Here is a 20,577-nt window from a genome sequence, read left to right as displayed (position 1 = left end):
GGCGACAGGGGTCATCGGGCTCGCGGTCATCTGGGGTTATTGCGAATCTCCATGTCGATTGCAAATCCGAGCGCACGAGCGGCACCTCGATATATCTGAAAGGTTAAAAGGAGGCCTCATGAAAGAGGGACGCAGACAGTTTATGAAGCAGGCAGGTATTGCGGGCGCAGTACTCACCTCGGCTGCGATGCCGGCAGGCAAGGCCGCTGCCGCAACTGCTGGGCCGACGCTCAAAATGAGCGATCCACTGCCGCGAGGCATGACCCTACTGACGATGCGCACAGCGAGGGGCTACACGCTGGGCATCAAGACCGATAAGGGAATCCTTGACGTGGCCGCCGCGGCGAAGCAATTCCACAGCGGGGCGCCAACCACGACCGATGCCTTGTTTGCGGCTGGCGATCAGGGTCTGACGGCGCTGCGCGACCGTGCAATGGCAAGCGGTGGAAAGGGGCTGTTCGTCGACGAGGATCGGGTCGAGTTCGGCCCGTGCGTGACCAATCCGCAGAAGATCCTCTGCGTGGGCCTGAACTATGCGCGACATGCAATGGAAGCCGGTCTGCCGCTCCCGGAGCTGCCGATCTTGTTCAACAAGTTCAACAACGCGCTAAATTCGCACAGAGGCACGGTTCGCGTGTCGGCGGTTCCGGCGAAGAACTTCGATTATGAGGCGGAACTGGTGATTGTCATGGGCCGCCGTGCGTTCAATGTGGGCGAAGCCGAGGCTCTCTCTTATGTCTTCGGCTACGCAACCGGCAACGACTTCACCGCTCGCGATTTGCAGAATCGCTCAAGCCAATGGATGATCGGCAAGGCTAGCGACGGCTTCGCTCCAGTCGGGCCCTACCTCGTTACGGCGGATCTCGTGGGTGACCCAGGTAACCTGAAAATCGAGTGCCGTGTCAACGGCGAGGTGCGTCAGTCGTCCAACACCAGCGATCTGGTTTTCAACTGCGCGCGGATCGTTGCCTACGCATCCAGGTTGATGACGCTGGAACCGGGAGACATGATCTTCACCGGAACTCCCGAGGGGGTCATTGCCGGCTACCCGAAGGACAGGCAGGTGTGGCTGAAGCCCGGAGACAAGCTCACGACGACGATCGAAAAGCTCGGCGAGCTGCGGTTCTCACTGGTGTAGTCGCCGAATGTCGGTCGAGGTAGGCCGACCGGGTAGGCCCAGAATAGGTTGGAGGTTGGGTCGAAATCTATCGTTCTGTACGGCAGCGCCGATGTAGAGACTGGAGTGGTGTTGGCGATTGCCGCCAGCGGTGCACACGAGCTTGCAGTCTCTGAAATCACCGTGAGTCGGTGCTGTCGTTCGCGAACATCCGAGTACGTCCAAATTTCCCCAAAAAGTCAAAGAGGAGATCTCATGGATATGCCCAGGCTTACTGCATCGAGCGGTGGTCACGCCGCGCCGGCTGCAGCTGCTTCAATGCGGGTTGATACAGTATTCGAGAGGCTTCTGCATAAACTGCCTTTGGCGCTGGCGGCGCTTCTTGCCGGCGCCTGCGCTACTCATGCAGTGGAGGTCTCCGTCCCGCCGGAAAAGGTTGTCCTGTACGAAGGCGCCACGCTCATTTCGGGAGACGGGCGAGCCGCCATCGTCAACTCTGCCTTCCTCGTGGAAGGGGAGAAGATCACCAGGATCGGCCGCAAAGGCGATATGTTCCCGCCCAAGGGCGCGGCACGCGTCGACCTGTCGGGCAAGACCGTCATACCCACTCTGGTGAACGCCCACTCCCACCCTGGATACCAGAATGGCCTGTCCAATTCGCAGAGGAACTACAGCTACGAGAACTATCTCGCGGACCTGAATCGATCGCTGTACTACGGCGTTTCCGTGGTAATGTCTTTGGGTATTGATAAGGATGATGTCGGTCTGAAGATTCGTGCCGGCCAGCGCGCGGGAAAGGTTGGTGGTGCGAGACTTCTGACTGCCGGGCGCGGTATTGGCGCGCCCAATGCGGGTCCAGGCGGCACCGCATACACAGGCATCGCTTATGAGGCAACAACTGAGGCCGACGTGAGACGCGACGTTCAGGATATCGCTGCCTCCCGTGCGGATCAGGTCAAGGTCTGGGTGGACGACCGCGGAGGAAGAGCAAAAGCCTTGAGCCAGGAGCTATACACCGCTGCCATTGATGAGGGGCATAAACAGGGAATCAAGGTCGCGGCACACGTGTTCTATCATGTCGACGCGGTCGCGCTCGTCGGGGCTGGTGTCGACAGCCTGGCGCACCTCGTTCGGGACAAGGAAATGAGTAGCGAGCTGATCGCAGATATTGTCCGTAAGGGCACTTACATCATGCCCAATCTCGCGGGCGCCGAGCTCTTTTTCAAGCCGCCGCCAGACGATCCGAATCTCGAAGCGCTGATGCGTGCGACCTTGACGCCCCCAATGTTCGCGCGGGCGCAAAACCCGGCCCCCTACTATCAGGATCCGGCGGCAACGCAACGCGCGAAGGAAAATTTCCAGATGCAAATGCGAAGCCTGGTCAAGCTTAACGCAGCAGGCGCACGTATCATCCTTGGCCCGGATACCGGCATCCTCGACAACTTCTTTGGCGCAACTGAGCATCGCGAACTGGAGTTGATGGTGAATGCTGGCATGACCCCAGCGCAAGTGATCGTCGCGGCAACCAGTCGAACGGCAGAATATCTGGGGCTTGCGGATACCGGCAGCCTCGTACCAGGAAAGAACGCTGACTTCATTGTTCTCAATGCCAATTCGCTTGATGACATCAAGAACACCAGGTTGATTTCGAAAGTCTTCGTGAAAGGGACTGAAGTGGATCGGCCGGCCCTGGCAGCGGCGATCTTGCGAGCAGGAGCACACTGACACGCGCGTGGGGTGGACGTGCGGAAACAGCCGTACGCCGCTTCCCATGCTGCGACGCTTCACGTGCGATGGCTTGGCAGGAAGCACCAAGGGGCCTTCGTGGCTCTTGTACTTGCCTGTGTCAGCGGACTGGGCGCCTGACATTCCTTCAACGTCAGTCGCAGTAAAAGCAATCGCCGGCCATTCTGACAGCAATTGATCCGCTACTTCGCCGGCCAGGATGAGTAGACCATTCATCAAGCACTTCACTCACGAGAGATGACATGAGCGACGCATACATTGTTGACGCCATCCGTACCCCCATCGGCCGCTACGGCGGCGTCCTGTCCGGCGTGCGTCCGGACGACCTGGGTGCGGTGCCCCTGAAAGCCCTGATGGCTCGCAACCCGAACGTCGACTGGTCGGCCATCGACGACTTGATTTATGGCAACGTCAACCAGGCCGGCGAAGACAACCGCAATGTCGCGCGCATGTCGCTGCTGCTGGCGGGTCTTCCCGAAGCCGTTCCGGGCACCACGATCAACCGCCTCTGTGGTTCGGGCATGGACGCCACTGGCACCGCGGCACGCGCGATCAAGTCCGGCGAAGCCAGCCTGATGATCGCCGGCGGCGTGGAAAGCATGAGCCGCGCCCCGTTCGTGATGGGCAAGGCCACCTCGGCTTTCTCGCGCCAGGCCGAGATCTTCGACACCACGATCGGCTGGCGCTTCATCAACCCCGCGATGCGTGCCGCCTACGGCGTGGACTCGATGCCCGAGACCGCCGAGAACGTGGCCAACGATTACAAGATCAGCCGCGAGGACCAGGACCTGATGGCACTGCGCAGCCAGGATAAGGCGTCGCGCGCACAGGCCGACGGCACGCTGGCGCAGGAAATCACCGCGGTGACGATGCCGCAGAAGAAGGGCGATGCGATCGTCGTCGAGCGTGACGAACACCCGCGCGCCACAAGCATGGAAGCGCTGGCCAAGCTCAAGGGCGTGGTGCGCCCCGACGGCACCGTGACCGCCGGCAACGCTTCGGGCGTGAACGACGGCGCATGCGCGCTGCTGCTCTCCAGCGAGGCCGGCGTGAAGCAGCATGGCCTGATTCCGCGCGCCCGCATCGTCGGTATGGCCACCGCCGGCGTGGCACCGCGCGTGATGGGCATCGGCCCGATCCCGGCTACGCAGAAGCTGATGAAGCAACTTTGCATGTCGTTGGACCAGATCGACGTGATCGAACTGAACGAGGCATTCGCCGCGCAGGGCTTGGCAGTGCTGCGCCAACTGGGCATCGCCGATGACGACAAGCGCGTGAACCAGAATGGCGGCGCCATTGCGCTGGGCCACCCGCTAGGCATGAGCGGCGCCCGTCTGGTCACGACCGCGCTGTACCAGCTCGAGCGCACTGGCGGCCGCTTCGCGCTGTGCACTATGTGCATCGGTGTAGGCCAGGGCATCGCCATGGTGATCGAGCGGATCTAACGCATTTCGCTTCCAAGGACGAGGTGCGCCTACTGTGGTGGGACTTTGCGCGTTGACTTCGCGGCAGGTCCCTGTCGCCCATCAGACGTAGAACGAAGCAATTCTGGGTCTCCCGCACTTTGTGTGACGGCCGCATCGAGGGCTTGATTTCGGGCCGATCTGGCCTACGTTAATCGTTACCATGAGCCAAGTTCTCGGTGGGATCGATCAAATTCTCGCCCGTGTGGGTAAGCGCGTCGTCTCCAGCGACGCGCGAGGGGAGACCATCACTGTCGAAGCCCGCAGTACGGTTCGCGCGGCACCTTGTCCTGCCTGCCGTTGTTGGAGTAACCGACTCCACGGCAGCTATGTGCGCAGGCTGGAAGAACGTCCCATGATCGAGCAGCGGGTCGCTCTCGCCGTTGAGGTGCGTCGCTTCAAGTGTGCGAACGCCGGCTGCCCCCGTCGTACGTTTACCGAAAACATCCACGCCTTAGCCGGTCGGCATCAACGTCGTACGCGATCGCAGGCTCGGGCTTGCACGCGCTAGGCCACGCCCCTCGGTGGTGGGGCGGCAGCCCGGCTTGCAGACGTCTTGGGCTTGCGCACCAGTGCCGACACCGTGCTGCGGGAGTTGCGAAGAGCTCCTGGGCGCAAGCGCAAACCACGACCGCGGGTCGTCGGCATCGATGACTGGGCGATCGCGCGCGGTCACCAGTACGGAACGATCATCGTCGACCTGGAGCGACGTGAGCCGATCGAAGTGTTCGCCGGCAGGGAAACAACTGCGGTGGCCCTCGCCAGGGACCGGGCCGGGGCCTACTCCGGGGCGGTCGATATCGCGCTGCCGGCAGCCAAGCAAGTCTCCGATCGCTGGCACCTGCTGGGCAACCTGCGCGACAAACGTCGAGAGGCTGCTGTACCGACTCGGGCCGCAACTACGCCAAGCCGCGCAGCAAGTCGAGGTCGGTGGCGTGACCCTGGGCCGGCAGGGGTTGCCGAGCGGCACCTCACTGCGGTCATTGCAGCGCCTGAGCGATCAGCGACGCGACACGCGGCTGGCGCTGTACGAGCGGGTGATGGCGCTACGCGCCCAAAGCGGCGCGATGAAAGGAATCGGGCGCGAGCTCTCAAGCGACCATCGAACCGTGCGCAAGTTCATCACCGCGGGGGCCTTCCCCGAGCGCGCATCCAAGGCGCGGGGTCCGACGCCTTTGGATCCCTATCGCAGCTATATCGAGGAACGAATCGCCCAGGGCTGTCGCTTTCCTGAACTGATCTGGCAAGAACTCAAGCAGCGAAGCTATACGGGCAGTCGCGCCGCCGTGCAGAATTGCGTGGTCCGCCTCCTCTTTCCGCAGGGCAAGGAGCCGCTTCTCCAGGCACCCGTGCGCACGATGCCGTGCCCGTCGGCCCGGCGCGTGTTCGGATGGCTTGTCGGATGGAGGAGGCTCGCCGTCGAGGAGCCCAGGAGCGCGGACCACGAGCGCTTCGTGCAGGCGCTGTGCAAGATCGGCCCCGCGTGGGCGAGGTCCGCAGCCTCGCGCGGGAGTTTCTCGGGCTCATGCACCGGCGAAGTCCGCGGCAGTTCGATCGATGGTTGAAGCGTCTGTCGCGCTGCGACGCTGCGGAAATGCGTAGGTTCGCGCAAAGCCTGCGCGCCGACTTACCGGCAGTGCGGGCGGCCTTCAAACTGCCATGGAGCAATGGCCAGACCGAGGGTCACGTCAACCGGCTCAAGTTCCTCAAGCGCCAGATGTATGGCCGCGCGAACATCGAGCTTCTGCGGCTGCGGGTATTGAGGCCAAGCTGAACCGGCCTGCCTTGTCCTGCTGGACCCCTAGTCCGGTCGCCATCGCAGGCGGAGCTCGCATGGCCAGGACGACGCTGGCGGGCTCGCCCAAGTTCATCAACAAGAAGAATGGTGGTGGTGGGCGGTGGAGACGACGGCCGTTCCACGCTACAACATCCTCCACGCCAGTGCGCCGTCGCCACACAAATTGCGGAAGACCCACTTTTGCTTCGGTATACGGCTAGTGCCGTTCGAGACCTTGGAACGTCTCTTAGCTGCTCGCACGAATGATGATCTTCGACATCTGTTCGCCATTCTCGTGAAGTGTAGTAAGGATGCTCCCTCCAGGCCTTGTCAAAAGAGTTTGTAAATCAAAAGGTTAGCGGTTTCCCTGTTAGCCTCCGTACCAAGATTACTTCCATTTTTCGAGTAGTAATCTTGGTACTCTCCGGCGGCGGAAGTAATTCTGGAACGATTGCTGGTCCGTCACTTAGTAGCATCTTTACTTTCTTTCGCTCTGACTACGCGGCTTCGCTCTCGTTGAGTAAAAAGAGCGTTCTCGCGAATCATGCCTAAAATAGGCTGCAATCTCAGCCGAGAACCAAATGCAAGGTGGGCTTGCCGCAGTGTGAGAGTAGGCGCGCAGTGGACACGCATTCACCGAACTGCGGAAGTAATGATGATGCTATGAGCGTAATCACGGACGCGAATCAAGGTTACTTCACAAAGGGAGCGCGATTACTACACTTCACGCTTCTATTCCCTCCGATGGACGAGCACGCACTGTGCCGCCTCGCGCGACTGACCCATGTTGGTATCCCAAGGTTGGAGGCGCTTCAAACGCCAATGGCATGGGCGTCAGACCGAGATCGGCTCCCATACTGCTTCGACTGCCTTGTGCTGAATCCAGTCGACGTTTTCTCGCCTCGCTGGAAGCAGGATTGGCTAGATTCGCACACGGTTGTCTGCCAAGTCCCAGGCCATAGACTCAATACGGCACCGGCAGCCACGCTACGCATTTGCCGCAACCTTTCGGCAGTGCTTCGTGAGCTTGGGAAGCGTCAGCCCAGGGTTAGGTGACGGGGTTCAGATTTCAACATTGGCGGAAATAATGACCGCCATTAGCGGAAATTGCGATCTGCAACACCGGCAGGCGATAAGCGGCGTCAATGCTAGACGCCCATCCCCGATACCCCAAGGTTCTTAACGCTCCCCGCTCGGTTTCGCTGCCGTTGTCACGCGAATTGACGACATTGCTTCGGAGTCGGTGACAACTTTCCTTTTTTCTACGCTTGGAGGAAGCCTAGCTTCCGAAACCTCGAATCCTCCATACATGGCCCGAACAGCGCTTAGCCGTCAATCACCCAAGGTAGGAGCCCGGTGCCCGAATTGGGCCCGCCGGCATCTGTGCGGGGGGTGTTCAGAAATGAGCATTCCGACCGCGATACGCGCAAGTACCATCTATACTTATATGTCGCCTCCCTTTTGCAAGGGATATCGTTGGTGGCGAGCAGGGTGGTTGCGTACTTATATTCGGACTCGATTGCGGGCGTGCCCGCCGGCCCCGATGGATTTCGCCGCAGGGTGCGTGCTATAGTCTGCGGAGCCTTGCTGTTCTATGTTAATTCCCTTGCAAGCGTCATGGACAGACTCGGATCGGTCGATGCCTTTGTCAGAGCAGCGGAGCTTCGCAATTTCAGCGAGGTAGGGCGGGAGCTCGGTATCTCGTCGTCTGCAGTAGGCAAGGCAATTTCGCGCCTTGAACAGCGCCTCGGTGTCCGGTTGTTCCATCGCAGCACGCGTAGCATTACGCTGACGCCGGAAGGGCAGCTATTCCTAAGCCGTTGTCAGCGCATCGTCGATGAGCTCGAAGCCGCCGAGTCGGAATTGTCTGCGGCCTCATCGCCCAAGGGGCAATTGCGAGTGAGCCTGCCGCTGGTCGAGACGTTGCTTCTACCGGTACTCAGTTCATTCCTCCGCGAGTATCCCGACATACGACTCGAGATCGATTTCTCTGACCGGATGGTCAACGTGATCGAAGAGGGGTTCGACGTGGTGATTCGCACTGGCGAGGCAATCGATTCGCGACTGGTGACGCGCGCGCTAGGCTACTACACGCCGCTGATCGTGGCCGCACCCGTGTACCTGTCTCGACGCGGCGTACCCAAGGTGCCGGACGACCTGCTCAGACACGCCTGTCTGCTTCATCGCTACCTCTCAACCGGCAAGGTGGACCGCTGGCTGCTGCGCGATGGTGATAACGTGCTCGAAATGGACCTGCCGCCGCTGCTTACCGCGAATACCGTCGAGCCTCTGATCGCCTTTGCCGAGCAGGGGCACGGCCTCGCTTATATTCCGAACTTTCTCGTGCGCCGGCAGCTCGCAGATGGTCGGCTGGTGCAGGTGTTGGCTAGCTATGCCACCGATCGGAAGGTGTTTCGCGCGGTCTGGCCGTCCGGTCGGCATCTGTCGCCGAAGATTCGGGTGTTTGTGGACTACATGGCCAAGCACTTGTTCCCGGAAGGCACTGCGCAACCGCAAACCGCAGCGTTACATCCGCAGAATGAAGCGGTGGAGCACGATGATTCGCGCTCCGCAGGCTGATCACGATAGCTGGATCTCTCGGCGTTCGGCCGTCGACTGCATCGCGGCGTCGATCAGTTGATGTAGCCGCACGGCATCGGCAAATGTCGGCGCCGCGGCGCTGCCCGTTCGAAGATCCTCCGCATAGGCGACATATAGTTCGGCCAGTTCTAGTACTCCGGATGGCAGCTCCGAATGCGGCAGCCGGTCGTAGATTACAGGCACCTCAAGCACCTGCATCGGCAAGTCCTGGCCGCGCGCGCCTTTGATAATGTAGTCGTCGCCGACATTGCCAAACGCCGATGTGTTTGTGATGCGCAGATCGCCTTCGTCGCCGGTAATATCGATTTGCACGCCACGGCCGTTGAGCTTGCCCGCTTCCATATGAACGGAAACCACAGCGTCGTCGGCCATGCGACCGACCAGCAACAGCTGGTCAGGTGCATGTGATGGCAGAACCTCACCGGTCTCGCGGATCGTAACGGTTTTGAATTGGTTCAACGCCAGTGCCGACACATGCGTCGGCCAGCCGGTAGCGGTGAACAGCATGTCAAGGAAGTGCCCAGCGTAGATGGATATTGCGCTCGAAAAATTTTCGACCGGAACCGTCCAACGCAGTGCCTGCGAGCGCTCACGACCGAACGCATTCATGCTGACGTGGATTCGCACCGAACGGATTCGTCCCACGTATCCGCTTTGCAGCAGATCGCGCAGATAGCGATTGTGTGGCGCCAGCCGTCGTTGCAACCCTACAATATGTCGCACCCCTGCTCGTTCGGCGAATGCCACGAGCTCTTGCGAGATTTCGGTTGCGACTGTCAGCGGCCATTCGCAATAGACGTGCTTTCCTGCTGCAATCGCCTTGCGCACCGTCGCTGCGTGCTGGGGGGCCGTGTTCAGGACGACGACGAGATCGACCTCTGGATGGTTGACGAGGTCATCTAGCGTATCGACGACCTCCTTTATGCCATGTGCAGAGGTCGCCGCGCGGGCCACGTCAGGGCGCGTGCTCCATAGCGCACGCAACTCGTATTGTGGCAAAAGATTCAGCACGCGAACGTGGCCATGGAGGGCCCAGTTGCCGATGCCGACAAGCCCTACGCGAATGGGCTTATCTGAGGAAGAGGGGAGGGTCGCGGACATGATGATCTGACTGCCAGAAGCGGAGAACGGGAGAATTATGGGTATTCCACGCCGCTCACACCATCCGTTGCGCGAGCCGAACAGTTGTGCCGTGAAGTTGCAAATTGCGCAAGCTCCTGTCGGATTCCGATGAGCGACTTGTCACCACTTTGGACATCTTTGTCCGCAATGCCTAGACACATTTGCTGAACTGAGCCCTTCGATTTGATCCAACATTATTGGCATTCGGGGGCTGATCTCGATGCACCAACCCCGGCAATACGCATCTAGGATTTCAACATGGTTACCCCCCAGGCCGCAAACAAGATCCCGTCGGCTGTCTACATGCTTGCTCTCGGCGCTTTCGCCATCGGGACCGAAGGTTTCATGATCTCCCCGTTGCTTCCGGGGCTGGCTGCAGATTTCGGAGTGTCCATCGAACAGGCAGGGCAACTCGTCTCCGTATTCGCGCTCGCCTACGGTATCAGTTCACCGGTGCTCACTGCTGCCACCGGAAACGTCAACCGCCGCACGCTGCTGTTGGCAAGCATGATCGTCTTCGCGCTGTCGAACTTGCTGGCGTGCTTTGCTCACGGATTCTGGTGGCTGATGGGTGCGCGTGTCCTGCTGGCACTTTCGGCCGGATTGTTTGTGCCGGGCGCCAACGCGCTGGCGAGTGTGGTGGTCAATCCGGCGCTGCGAGGCCGTTCTATCGCCGTTGTCAATGCCGGCATCACGGTGGCACTGACGCTCGGCGTACCGTTGGGTGCGGTCATTGGTCACGCGCTTGGCTGGCGTATGACGTTCGCCGGCGTTGCCGTTCTGTCGGCGATTGCCGCAATTGGCGTGTACCGCGGCGTGCCGCGCGAGATCGGCCAAGGCATTCCGAGCGCTACATTGCGCGAGCGCGTCTCGGTTGCCGTACGGCCCACCGTGCTGGCGACGCTGTTGGCCACTACGCTGTGGGCCACCGGTTCGTACACGGTCTACACGTATCTTTCGCCCTTGGTCACTAGCCTGACCACCGTGCACGATACGCAGATCAGCTTTGTGATGTTTACATGGGGAATTTCGGCTGCCGTGGGCGTGTTCCTCGGGGGCAGTCTGAGTGACCGACTGGGCCCGCCGCGTGTGATCGTTCCCGCTGTTGCGATCATGGCACTTGCCTTCCTGAGCCTTTCTCTCGATGCGAGGCTTGTGCAACCAGAGCACGCGTTGTGGCCATTGCTCGTTGCGGTGATCGTTTGGGGGGTGTGTGCCTGGGCGTTCTACCCCGCCCAGCAGGCGCGCCTGATCGAGCTGGCCGGCGTCAATGTCGCGTCGATCGTGCTTTCGCTGAATGCGTCGTTCATGTATATCGGCTTCTCCGTCGGCGCCGCAGTGGGAGGCCTGACGCTGGCCCACAGTCATATCAGCAATCTGGGGCTGGTCGGCGGATTCTTTGAGTTGGCCTCCGTGGCCGTGACGTTGACGATCTTGGCACGCAATGGCAGGGTCGTTCCAAGAGGCACACCGGCGTAGTCCGCTATCGTCGCTACGCCACACGGAATGCAACCCCTTCATTGGCCAACGACAGCGGGCGAGTCGCGCCTCCGTCTGCCGCTTTCGGCCGGATTTCTGGTTCGGCCGCCATGCAGTATCACTCGTTCCATCGAGCAAGACGCTCACGCTCCTGCATCAACGGGCATACCAATCCATTGAGGAACGCATAGGTTGCCTTTTTGACCCTTGGAGTTGCAGTTAAAGCTCTCAAGTGTTCGACGCTCGATTACGGACACAAGAGTCCGAACTGTTCGGAGTGGAGCCCCAGTTTTCAGCGTCAGTTGCTCGGGTACATTGTCCTTGTCGCATGCCAAGGCACGCACGTAATTCAAATCCTTATCGGAGTTATCGATGTCCAAGCTGTTCACACCCGTCAAGGTTGGTCCGCACGAGTTCGCGCACCGCGTGGTGCTTGCGCCGCTCACACGCATGCGTGCCGAAGGGGGCGCAGTTCCCGGGCCGCTGATGGCCCAGTACTATGCCCAGCGCTCTTCGCCCGGGGCACTGCTGATCGGCGAAGCGACCATCGCCGCTCCCAATGGTAACGGCTACCTTGGTGCACCTGGTCTGTATGACGATAGCCAGATCGCCGGCTGGCGTCTGGTTACCGATGCTGTGCATGCGAAGGGCGCCAAGATTTTCCTGCAGCTGTACCATGCAGGTCGCCAGTCGAACTCGGAAGTTCAGCCCGAGGGCAGCCAACCGGTGGGCCCGTCGGCGATTCCCCACGGCGGTGTGGCCTATACGAAGGCGGGCTGGGTTGCCAACACGCCGAACCGCGCACTGGAGATCGAGGAAATCGCAGAGCTCGTTGAGAGCTTCCGTCGTGCCGCCGAGCGCGGCCTTGAAGCCGGATTCGACGGTGTGGAACTGCACGCCGCCAATGGCTACTTGTTCGACCAGTTCTTGCAGGACGGCAGCAACAAGCGCACGGACATCTACGGTGGTTCGTTCGAGAATCGCGCACGCTTCCTGCTCGAAGCCACACGGGCGGTGATCTCTGTCTGGGGTAGCGACCGGGTCGCGGTGCGCATGGGCCCGAGCGGCTCGTTTGGCGACATGTCCGACAGCGACCCGGAAGGCCTGTTCACCTACGTGGCCACCGAACTGGGCAAGCTCAATCTCGCTTACCTGCACCTGATCGAGCCGCGTGTGCGGGGGAATCTCGACGACGAAACCAGGAACCCCAACCCGGTGGCCTCGCAACTGATTCGCAAGTTCTATAGCGGGACGATCATCGCGGCAGGGGGCTTCAAGGCCGCCAGTGCAGAAGCGCTCATCACCGCAGGTGACGCCGACCTGGTGGCGTTCGGTCGCGATTTCATCGCCAACCCCGACCTGCCCGAACGGCTGCGCCGCAGGCTGCCGCTGAATCCCTACGATCGCGAAACCTTTTTCGGCGGCACGGACGTCGGCTACGTCGACTATCCGTTCCACGAGGAGCGCGCGGCCGCCTGACGCGGCTGTTCGAGCTCGTCTGTATCCGGAGCGTCTGCCTGACAATGCAGGCGCTCCTGGTTTTACCGTGGAACGTATTGCCATGACAAATACAGCATCGAATGTACCTGGTCGCTTCGTGATCGGCGGCGAACTTGAGGTCGCCCGCATTGGTTTTGGGGCGATGCGCATCACTGGCAGGGGAATCTGGGGCGAGCCAACCGACCGCGCAGAGGCGCTCCGCACACTGCGTGAATTACCGGACTTGGGCGTGAACTTCGTCGATACGGCGGACTCATATGGCCCCGGCATTTCGGAGATGCTGATTCGCGAAGCTTTGGCACCGTATCGCCATGATCTCGTGATTGCCACCAAGGGCGGATTGGCACGCACTGGCCCGGATCAGTGGAAGCCGTTGGGGCGGCCAGAGTATCTGATCCAACAGGTTCACCAGAGCCTCAGACTGCTTGGGGTCGAGCAGATTGCACTGTGGCAGTTGCACCGGATTGATCCTGCAGTGCCACGTGACGAACAGTTCGGCACTGTCCAGTATCTGTTGGACAGTGGCCTGATCCGATACGCCGGGCTTAGCGAGGTATCGCTCGACGATATCGAAGCGGCGTCGAAGTACTTCAGCGTCGCCACCGTACAAAACCGATACAACCTTGCCGACCGTTCGAGCGAAGCTGTGCTCAACTTCTGTGCGCGCCATGGCATTGGCTTTATTCCCTGGTATCCCCTGGCTGCCGGCGCGCTGACCGAGGGAGGATCAATACTGAGCCGGATCGCGCAACGCCACAATGCCAAGCCTAGCCAGATCGCCCTCGCCTGGCTACTGCGTCGAAGCCCTGTCATGCTGCCGATACCCGGCACGGCCCGCGTCGCGCACTTGCGCGAAAACGTGGCAGCTGCAAGGATCGAACTATCCGATGCCGAGTTCGACGCGCTAAGCCAGGCGTCGGAGGTTTGATGACCCGTCCTGCCGTGAAGTGTAGTAATGATGTTCCGCAAAGTCCGAGCACAAATCCAGTAAAATCAACAAGTTAGCGATTTTACGTACCAACATTACTACGATTTTTCAAGTAGTAATGTTGATACCATCTGGCAGCGCGAAATAATGTTGAAACGATCGCAGGTCCGTCGCTTGGGCGAATCTTTACTACGTTTCGCACAGACTACGCGGCTTCGATCTCGTTGAGTAAAAGGAGAGTTCTCGCGCGTCATGGCCCAAATAGGCTGCAATCTAAGCCGCTGAAGAAAAAGCCAGGTCGCCTTTCGTAGAACGAAGCAATTCTGTCACTCCGGAATCTGCCTGGAACCCGCGCCGTATATAGAAGTGCCGGCGACGAGTTGACACTTTTATTTACACTCGAAACAAAGGAAAAGTGGGTCTCCCGCACTTTGTGTGACCGCTGGGTTGAGGGCTTGATTTCCGGCCGATCTGGCCTACGTTGATCGTTACCATGAGCCAAGTTCTCGGTGGGATCGATCGTATCCTCGCCCGTGTGGGTAGGCGCTTCGTCTCCAGCGACGCGCGAGGGGATACCATCACTGTCGAAGCCTGCAGTACGGTTCGCGCGGCAGCTTGTCCTGCCTGCGGTCATTGGAGTAACCGAATCCACGGCAGCTATGTGCGCAGGCTGGAAGAACGACCGATGCTCGAGCAGCGGGTTGTTCTCGCCGTTGAAGTGCGTCGCTTCAAGTGTGCGAACGCCGGCTGCCCGCGTCGAGCGTTTGCCGAGAACCTCCACGCCTTGGCCGGTCGGCATCAACGTCGTACGCAATCGCAGGCTCGGGCGTTACACGCGCTAGGCCACGCCCTCGGTGGTGAGGCGGCCGCGCGGCTTGCCAACGCCTTGGGTTTGCGCACCAGTGCCGACACCGTGCTGCGTGAGTTGCGCAGGGCTCCAGCGCGCAAACGCAAACCACATCGGCGGGTCGTCGGCATCGATGACTGGGCGATCGCGCGCGGTCACCAATACGGAACGATCATCGTCGATTTGGAGCGACGTGAGCCGATCGCAGTGTTTGCCGGCAGGGAAGGAACTGCGGTGGCCGCGTGGATGCGTGCGCACCCATCGATCGAGATCGTCGCCAGGGACCGGGCCGGGGCCTACTCCGAGGCGGTCGACATCGCGCTGCCGACAGCCACGCAGGTCTCGGATCGCTGGCATCTACTTTGCAACCTGCGCGACAATGTCGAGAGACTGCTGTGCCGACTCGGACCGCAACTGCGCCAAGCCGCGCAGCAAGTCGAGGTCGGTGGCGTGACCCTGGGCCGGCAGCGGGAGCTGAGCCGCAACTCACTTTGGTCATGGCAGCGTCTGATTGATCAGCGACGCGCCTCGCGGGTGGCGCTGTACGAGCGGGTTATGACGCTACACGCCCAGGGCGGCACGATGAAAGGAATCGGGCAAGAGCTCTCAATCGACCATCGAACCGTGCGCAACTTCATCACCGCGGGGGCATTCCCCGAGCGCGCACCCAGGGCGCGGGGTCCGACGCCTTTAGATCCTTATCTCAGCTATATCGAGAAACGAATCGCACAGGGCTGTCGCTTTCCTGAACTGATCTGGCAGGAACTTAAGCATCGAGGCTATACCGGCAGTCGCGCCGCCGTTCGGAATTGCGTGATTCGCCTCCTTTTTCCGCAGGGCAAGAAGCCTCTTTTCCAGGCGCCCGTGCGCACGATGCCGTGCCCGTCGGCCCGGCGCGTGTTCGGATGGCTTGTAGGATGGAGGAAGCTCGCGGTCGCGGAGCCCAGGAACGCGGACCACGAGCGCTTCGTGCAGGCGCTGTGCAAGATCGAACCCGTGGTGGGCGACGTGCGCAGCCTCGCGCGGGAGTTTCTCGGGCCCATGCACCGGCGAAGTCCGCGGCAGTTCGATCGATGGTTGAAGCGTCTGTCGCGCTGCGACGCTGCGGAAATGCGGAGGTTCGCGCAAAGCCTGCGCGCCGACTTACCGGCTGTGCGTTCGGCCTTCAAGCTGCCATGGAGCAATGGCCAGACCGAGGGTCACGTCAACCGGCTAAAGTTCCTCAAGCGCCAGATGTATGGCCGCGCGAACATCGAGCTTCTGCGGCTGCGGGTATTGAAGCCAAGCTGAAATCGGCCCGCTTTGTCCTACTGGACCCGCTAGCCCGTTCGCCATCGCAGAGGGCTGAGCTCGTGGGGCCAGGGCGAGGCCGACGGGGCTCGCCCAGGTTCGCAATGGTGGCGGGGGCGATGGAGACGACGGCCGTTCCAGGCGACAAGATCCTCCACGCCAGTTCGCCGTCGTCACACAAATTGCGGAAGACCCAACTTTCCTTTGTTCTACGCAAGACAGGTTGGACCGCGCAGAGACAAGCCTGTAACTTTACTTGGACCTTTAGTCCGTAGTGTAGATGAGGACCTCTGCGGCGAAATCCATCGGGGCCGGCGGGATTGCTCCCGCGATCGAGTCCGGATATAAGTCCGCAACCACCCTACTGGCTATCGAAAAATATCCCTTGCAAAGAGGAGGCGACCATATAAGTAAAGAGTCGACGGGCAAGTCAGGCCATTCCCGAACGTCCCAGGCGAACGAAACTCCGCCAGCGCACCCCTGAACTGATGCGACAGTCGAAATCCGAAGGTTCATAAGCAAATCGAGCGGGCATTCTCAATGTCTGTCGACAACGAATGGCGCGCATAGTGCCGGCGCTGCTCAAGCCAGTATTTGGGTGACTAGACCACAGACCGGCACGCGGATACTCTCATTGAAGAGCGGAAGCGCGGTCTGCCAGACCGCCCCGTCGAGACTTTCGCAATAGGCATCGATGCCGTTTGGGCAGGTCAGCCAGGAGGCGCTTGAGCACAGTCAGCGATATGCTGGACTCGTTAGCAAGTGTCTGACGCCCTGACAAGCCCTTGCCCGAGTATCCGACCGGGCGGGTGGACCCACCCGATCAATCCACCGTGCCGGTGAACATGGCATGACCATTGGCACTTTGCGCTGCCGGAACTTCTTCCTGCATTACATCCCAATGCTCCACAACTTTGCCGTTGGCGACCCGAAAGATGTCAACCGCGACCATCGGCTTTGGACCCCACCCCGTGTAGCGGCCATGCACCATGACATAATTTCCCTGAGCCACGACTACGCCGGGCTCGTATTTGAAGTCATCGGACAGACCTGCGATGACTTGTTTGATCGCTGCAGTTCCGTTGGGAATCATGGGGTTGTGCTGCTTGTAGTCGTCACTGAATAAGCGGTCCAAAACAAGTGGATCGCGGTCGATGAACGCGCCTGTGATAGCGGCCAGCACAAGGGCCTTGTTGTCTTCCGTGCTGTTTGATGTCGTCATGGTCCAGTGTGTTTCGGTGGGTTGAGAGGCAGGAGCAACTTTGCATGGATATGACCCCAAGACCTCAATGGGACAAGTGCGTGCTATTATAGGTACTGATCTGTACCTATGCAAGGAGTCAAAGAATGAGCAGCACAACGAAGAGGCGAGGTGCGCCGAAGAGAGGTGAACCCTCGGCGCGCGAGCGACTTGTACAGACCGCGACGGATCTCTTCTATCAGGAGGGTGTCCGCGCAATCGGAATTGACACGGTCATTGAGCGATCCGGCGTGTCAAAATCGTCGCTCTACCGGACTTTCTCATCCAAAGAGGAGCTCATAGCAGCATTTGTCGAGGAACAAGATCGGCGTTTCTGGCAGTGGTGGGATGATTTAGTCGCGAGCGGCGTGGGGGAACCCCGAAAGCAGCTGGAAGGCATTGTCATTGGCGTCGCAGAGCTGATCTCACAGCCCCAATTTCGCGGTTGCCCATTCATCAACATCTGCATTGAGTTTCCAGACCGACAGCAGCCGTGCACAGAGATAGCCTGCGCGAACAAGGAAGAAGTGCGCGAACGTCTGCGTGTTCTGAGCCGAGATCTTGGCGCGCAGGATCCAGATCGGCTTGGCGACCAACTAGCGATTCTTCTCGACGGCGCATATGGGCACGCCATGACGGTCGGAGCCGGTAGCGTGAGGCGCGAGCTGATCGCCATGGCCAGGCTGTTGATCGACGCTCAAGTAAAACCGCCGCGTCGCCGCTCTGCTACTGCATCCTGAAACGTCGCAATCTCTCTGACCGAATCGACCGCTTAATAAACTGGCTGGCGCAACTTGGATGGGCGTCCGACCGGAGATTAGGTAGTCGATTTGAGGCCGATCTCGGGGAACAAGGACGACCAAGTCCTGTTCGATACGTCGGAAATCCGTTCGGGAGCTCGCTGTTCGGCGCTAATCCGGTATCCGGTGCGCCCTCCCTTGTAGGGAGAGCGCGAGATCGAGTTCAGGTTACTCGTCGAACGGCGCGCCGTTCAGCACCGCCTGCCCGTCGGGCATCGCCATCGGCGAGCGATTGTGCGCGATGCAGGTGCATATGTGGTTAAAGTGCTGGTAGGGCTGCTTGGTGTCGAGCTCTTCGCAGAGGAGCTCGTAGAAGCCCCGCTTAAAGCCCAGGCGTGGATAGCGCTTCACGATCTCGGCCACATCTGCGGGGTCGAGCTTGGCGTCAGGGAGGCCGACGACATCGTACAGGATGCCGTGCTCCACCAGGCGCGCTTCGTCTTCCTTGTAGAGATTGATGTCCCAGGTATGCAGAGCGATCGTGCTCCATACCTGCCACGACCGGGTATCCGGCACACCCCGATCCTTGAGGAACCGGCGGGCCGCATGAGCGCCCTCGATCTCGAAGCGATGCGGGCCGCGCCCATGTTCAGTGAAGCCGAGGTCGTGCAGCGTCGCCGAGAAGAACATCAACTCGCGATCGGCCTTGGCATTTTCCTGCCGTGCGAACAGCTCGGCAAACCAGTAGCACCGCATGACGTGGTTGTAGAGCATCGCGCTGGACGACGATTGCACGAACTCCTCAGCTTCCCGGGCCAACTGGGTGTCTGGCGCTTTAATTCCTGAGATCATGAGTACCTCCTGCAGTGTGCACTACACTATGGTTGATCGAGGTAACAGGCATGGCCGATCCTCCGCCGATAATGAAGATGGTGTTGCCGGCAATTTTCATGTTTCCGCTGCTGTTCGAGGCGATCGCCATGACAGTATCCTTGACCGTTGACGGCTATACTTGCCACCCACACTGGCACCTGCGCGCCGTCACAAGATTCGGAAAGATAGGCATCGATGATCGGGTAGTTCCCTGAAGAGGCTCAGCGCGGACGAACCATCTTGACGTTGCCTAGCAGTACATCCGCAAAATCTTCCGCAGGCCCGCCGACATTCACCTGCTCAAAGTAGTCGTACCAGCCGGACGCAGCAATCCGGTGCTCGAATTCGCGCTGAAACTCAGCGCTCGGCACGCGATAGATGCAAAAGAAATCGTACGGCGCTCGACGATCCGTTTCGCGGGCGTTCTTGCCATAGGCGATGACATCGACGCCGGCATCTTTCATTCCGTTCACCGACTCGATGACTTCTTTAATGAAATCGGCCCGCTCAACCTCGGAGCATTTGGCCCAGGCAGGACCGTAGTTGTAGAGTTCGACAAGTATCTGTTGCACGGATGTTACCTCCTAGTGTGCTAAATGAAACCATTCCTCGATGTCAAGCGTGGTTGCAGCAACGTCAAGGTGCATTATGAGGTGTTCTGTCTAGAGCGGACACGTCTGGTTCATGCTGCAGCTAGTCGATTGAGGTAGCTTGCAGCGACTTCGCCGGGCGTTCGGTACCCCAACTTCGAATGCCGCCGTTGGCGATTGTAAAAAATTTCAATGTACTCACGGACAGAGGCCATGGCTTCCATCCGGGTGGCATACCGATGGTGGTACACCAGCTCTGCTTTCAGACTGCCCCAGAAGCTTTCCATGGGCGCATTGTCGTAGCAATTTCACTTGCGTGACATCGATGCCTGCATGCCGAACTGCGCCAGCAACCTGCGATAGCCGTGAGCACAGTACTGGCTACCCCGGTCCGAATGATGAATCAGACCGGGCCGCGGCCGCTTGCTACGCACCGCCCGGAACAGCGCCTCGCCTACCAGTTCCTGTGTCATTCTGGGCCCCATCGCGTAGCCGACGATCTCGCACGTGTACAGGTCCTTGATTCCTGCCACGTACAATCACCCCTCATCGGTCGCGATATACGTGATGTCAGTCACCCACGCGGCGTTTGGCCTGTCGGCTTCAAACTTCTGCTCCAGTAGGTTGGGCGCTACTGGCAGATTATGTGCCGAGCGCGTTGTCGCCACGAATCGACGCTTTTGCCGACACCGAATCCCCAGCTCATTGCGCAGTCTGGCCAGCCGGTCACGGCCGACCTCGAATCCCTCGCCAGCCAGCTCCCGCTGCAGGCGCCGCGTACCATACGTCTGACGCGTGCGCTTGTGGGCTGCTCGGATCGCCAGACGCAGCCGCTCCTGTTCCGGACTGAGCCCGTGAGGTCTGTGCGTCCAGTCGTAGTAACCACCGCGCGAGACCCCCAATACCCGGCACATCATCTTCACCGGATACACTTCTCGCCATTGCCTCACGAACGCGTACCGGGCAGTGATTCCCTGGCGAAGTACGCTGCGGCTTTTTTTACAATATCGCGCTCCAGCTTCGCTTCGGCCAGCTCTTTGCGCAGCCTCGCATTCTCTGCCGCCAACTCCGCCACTGTCACGCCTCCTGGTGCCGCTGCTGCTCCAGGCGCTTTGGCTCTCAACACCCAATTCGTCAACGTGCCCTTCGGAATCCCCAGGCGCTGGGCGGCCGACTGCAGCGTCAGTCCCTGTTCCAGCACCAGTCTCACGGCCTCTGCCTGAAACTCTTCCGTGTACGTCTGTCTTGCCTTGCTCATCTTTGC

The 20,577-nt window shown here is 60.2% G+C and carries 17 protein-coding genes and 1 pseudogene; 13 read left to right on the top strand and 5 right to left on the bottom strand.

Annotated features, from left to right (window positions below):
• The first annotated feature begins 118 nt into the window (after positions 1–118).
• The 7 genes from K307_RS06530 (at position 119) to K307_RS45750 (ending at position 8,683) form a co-directional block, all read left to right on the top strand.
• Positions 119–1,138, top strand: a complete 1,020-nt coding sequence (locus tag K307_RS06530) for a fumarylacetoacetate hydrolase family protein (protein ID WP_080744928.1) — start codon at positions 119–121, stop codon at positions 1,136–1,138.
• Positions 1,139–1,372: 234 nt separating this feature from the next.
• Positions 1,373–2,842: an amidohydrolase family protein gene (locus K307_RS06525; protein ID WP_080744927.1), complete on the top strand. Its 1,470-nt coding sequence runs from the start codon at positions 1,373–1,375 to the stop codon at positions 2,840–2,842.
• 263 nt (positions 2,843–3,105) lie between these two features.
• On the top strand, positions 3,106–4,308 hold the full coding sequence (pcaF, locus tag K307_RS06520; RefSeq protein ID WP_042877104.1) for a 3-oxoadipyl-CoA thiolase: 1,203 nt from the start codon (positions 3,106–3,108) through the stop codon (positions 4,306–4,308).
• A gap of 181 nt (positions 4,309–4,489) precedes the next feature.
• The gene (locus tag K307_RS49205) at positions 4,490–4,837 is read left to right on the top strand and encodes a transposase family protein (protein ID WP_230625550.1); all 348 of its coding nucleotides are present in this window, start codon (positions 4,490–4,492) and stop codon (positions 4,835–4,837) included.
• 424 nt (positions 4,838–5,261) lie between these two features.
• Complete coding sequence (locus K307_RS48480; RefSeq protein ID WP_196251527.1) at positions 5,262–5,891, top strand: hypothetical protein; 630 nt, start codon at positions 5,262–5,264, stop codon at positions 5,889–5,891.
• Complete coding sequence (locus K307_RS47620; protein WP_051974715.1) at positions 5,852–6,100, top strand: transposase; 249 nt, start codon at positions 5,852–5,854, stop codon at positions 6,098–6,100. The genes K307_RS48480 and K307_RS47620 overlap by 40 nt, the downstream gene beginning before the upstream one ends.
• A 1,620-nt stretch (positions 6,101–7,720) precedes the next feature.
• Positions 7,721–8,683 (top strand): LysR family transcriptional regulator, encoded by a 963-nt coding sequence (locus K307_RS45750; RefSeq protein WP_080744925.1) that lies wholly within the window; start codon positions 7,721–7,723, stop codon positions 8,681–8,683.
• On the opposite strand, the gene K307_RS06505 is transcribed toward K307_RS45750, so the two are convergent.
• Positions 8,684–9,805, bottom strand: a complete 1,122-nt coding sequence (locus K307_RS06505; protein ID WP_042877100.1) for a Gfo/Idh/MocA family protein — start codon at positions 9,803–9,805, stop codon at positions 8,684–8,686.
• Positions 9,806–10,084: 279 nt separating this feature from the next.
• Here K307_RS06505 and K307_RS06500 point away from each other — a divergent pair, with 279 nt between their 5' ends.
• From K307_RS06500 to K307_RS06485, 4 genes are all read left to right on the top strand, one after another.
• A complete protein-coding gene (locus tag K307_RS06500) occupies positions 10,085–11,305 on the top strand; it encodes an MFS transporter (protein WP_042877099.1) in 1,221 nt (406 codons plus the stop codon).
• Between the two features lie 372 nt (positions 11,306–11,677).
• The gene (locus K307_RS06495) at positions 11,678–12,784 is read left to right on the top strand and encodes an alkene reductase (RefSeq protein WP_042877097.1); all 1,107 of its coding nucleotides are present in this window, start codon (positions 11,678–11,680) and stop codon (positions 12,782–12,784) included.
• Between the two features lie 82 nt (positions 12,785–12,866).
• A complete protein-coding gene (locus tag K307_RS06490) occupies positions 12,867–13,733 on the top strand; it encodes an aldo/keto reductase (RefSeq protein ID WP_042877095.1) in 867 nt (288 codons plus the stop codon).
• Positions 13,734–14,226: 493 nt separating this feature from the next.
• Positions 14,227–15,870 carry an ISL3 family transposase gene (locus tag K307_RS06485; protein WP_080745112.1) on the top strand — a complete coding sequence of 548 codons (1,644 nt, stop codon included), beginning with the start codon at positions 14,227–14,229 and terminating at the stop codon, positions 15,868–15,870.
• A gap of 823 nt (positions 15,871–16,693) precedes the next feature.
• Here K307_RS06485 and K307_RS06480 read toward each other — a convergent pair.
• On the bottom strand, positions 16,694–17,092 hold the full coding sequence (locus K307_RS06480; RefSeq protein ID WP_042877090.1) for a nuclear transport factor 2 family protein: 399 nt from the start codon (positions 17,090–17,092) through the stop codon (positions 16,694–16,696).
• A 125-nt stretch (positions 17,093–17,217) separates the two neighbouring features.
• Between K307_RS06480 and K307_RS06475 the strand changes: the two genes are divergently transcribed.
• Positions 17,218–17,850, top strand: a complete 633-nt coding sequence (locus K307_RS06475) for a TetR/AcrR family transcriptional regulator (RefSeq protein WP_042877087.1) — start codon at positions 17,218–17,220, stop codon at positions 17,848–17,850.
• Between the two features lie 228 nt (positions 17,851–18,078).
• On the opposite strand, the gene K307_RS06470 is transcribed toward K307_RS06475, so the two are convergent.
• The gene (locus tag K307_RS06470; protein ID WP_042877084.1) at positions 18,079–18,702 is read right to left on the bottom strand and encodes an HD domain-containing protein; all 624 of its coding nucleotides are present in this window, start codon (positions 18,700–18,702) and stop codon (positions 18,079–18,081) included.
• A gap of 50 nt (positions 18,703–18,752) precedes the next feature.
• Between K307_RS06470 and K307_RS47615 the strand changes: the two genes are divergently transcribed.
• Positions 18,753–18,938, top strand: a complete 186-nt coding sequence (locus K307_RS47615) for a hypothetical protein (RefSeq protein WP_155301097.1) — start codon at positions 18,753–18,755, stop codon at positions 18,936–18,938.
• 6 nt (positions 18,939–18,944) lie between these two features.
• Here K307_RS47615 and K307_RS06465 read toward each other — a convergent pair whose 3' ends face one another.
• Together K307_RS06465 and K307_RS45745 are read right to left on the bottom strand one after the other, a co-directional pair.
• Positions 18,945–19,295: a DUF6616 family protein gene (locus K307_RS06465; protein ID WP_042877082.1), complete on the bottom strand. Its 351-nt coding sequence runs from the start codon at positions 19,293–19,295 to the stop codon at positions 18,945–18,947.
• 110 nt (positions 19,296–19,405) lie between these two features.
• A pseudogene (locus K307_RS45745) lies at positions 19,406–20,571 on the bottom strand (IS3 family transposase).
• Between the last annotated feature and the right edge of the window lie 6 nt (positions 20,572–20,577).

Source organism: Cupriavidus necator A5-1, from assembly GCF_000744095.1.
Classification (GTDB): Bacteria; Pseudomonadota; Gammaproteobacteria; order Burkholderiales; family Burkholderiaceae; genus Cupriavidus; species Cupriavidus necator_A.
This window is presented reverse-complemented; position numbering and strand designations above follow the sequence as displayed.

What these genes read in the sequence shown, in the direction of transcription:
- K307_RS06530 (WP_080744928.1), top strand. Translation starts at nt 119, where the DNA reads ATGAAAGAGGGACGCAGACAGTTTATGAAGCAGGCAGGTATTGCGGGC.
- K307_RS06525 (WP_080744927.1), top strand. Translation starts at nt 1,373, where the DNA reads ATGGATATGCCCAGGCTTACTGCATCGAGCGGTGGTCACGCCGCGCCG.
- pcaF (WP_042877104.1), top strand. Translation starts at nt 3,106, where the DNA reads ATGAGCGACGCATACATTGTTGACGCCATCCGTACCCCCATCGGCCGC.
- K307_RS49205 (WP_230625550.1), top strand. Translation starts at nt 4,490, where the DNA reads ATGAGCCAAGTTCTCGGTGGGATCGATCAAATTCTCGCCCGTGTGGGT.
- K307_RS47620 (WP_051974715.1), top strand. Translation starts at nt 5,852, where the DNA reads ATGCACCGGCGAAGTCCGCGGCAGTTCGATCGATGGTTGAAGCGTCTG.
- K307_RS45750 (WP_080744925.1), top strand. Translation starts at nt 7,721, where the DNA reads ATGGACAGACTCGGATCGGTCGATGCCTTTGTCAGAGCAGCGGAGCTT.
- K307_RS06505 (WP_042877100.1), bottom strand. Translation starts at nt 9,805, where the DNA reads ATGTCCGCGACCCTCCCCTCTTCCTCAGATAAGCCCATTCGCGTAGGG.
- K307_RS06500 (WP_042877099.1), top strand. Translation starts at nt 10,085, where the DNA reads ATGGTTACCCCCCAGGCCGCAAACAAGATCCCGTCGGCTGTCTACATG.
- K307_RS06495 (WP_042877097.1), top strand. Translation starts at nt 11,678, where the DNA reads ATGTCCAAGCTGTTCACACCCGTCAAGGTTGGTCCGCACGAGTTCGCG.
- K307_RS06490 (WP_042877095.1), top strand. Translation starts at nt 12,867, where the DNA reads ATGACAAATACAGCATCGAATGTACCTGGTCGCTTCGTGATCGGCGGC.
- K307_RS06485 (WP_080745112.1), top strand. Translation starts at nt 14,227, where the DNA reads ATGAGCCAAGTTCTCGGTGGGATCGATCGTATCCTCGCCCGTGTGGGT.
- K307_RS06480 (WP_042877090.1), bottom strand. Translation starts at nt 17,092, where the DNA reads ATGACGACATCAAACAGCACGGAAGACAACAAGGCCCTTGTGCTGGCC.
- K307_RS06475 (WP_042877087.1), top strand. Translation starts at nt 17,218, where the DNA reads ATGAGCAGCACAACGAAGAGGCGAGGTGCGCCGAAGAGAGGTGAACCC.
- K307_RS06470 (WP_042877084.1), bottom strand. Translation starts at nt 18,702, where the DNA reads ATGATCTCAGGAATTAAAGCGCCAGACACCCAGTTGGCCCGGGAAGCT.
- K307_RS47615 (WP_155301097.1), top strand. Translation starts at nt 18,753, where the DNA reads ATGGCCGATCCTCCGCCGATAATGAAGATGGTGTTGCCGGCAATTTTC.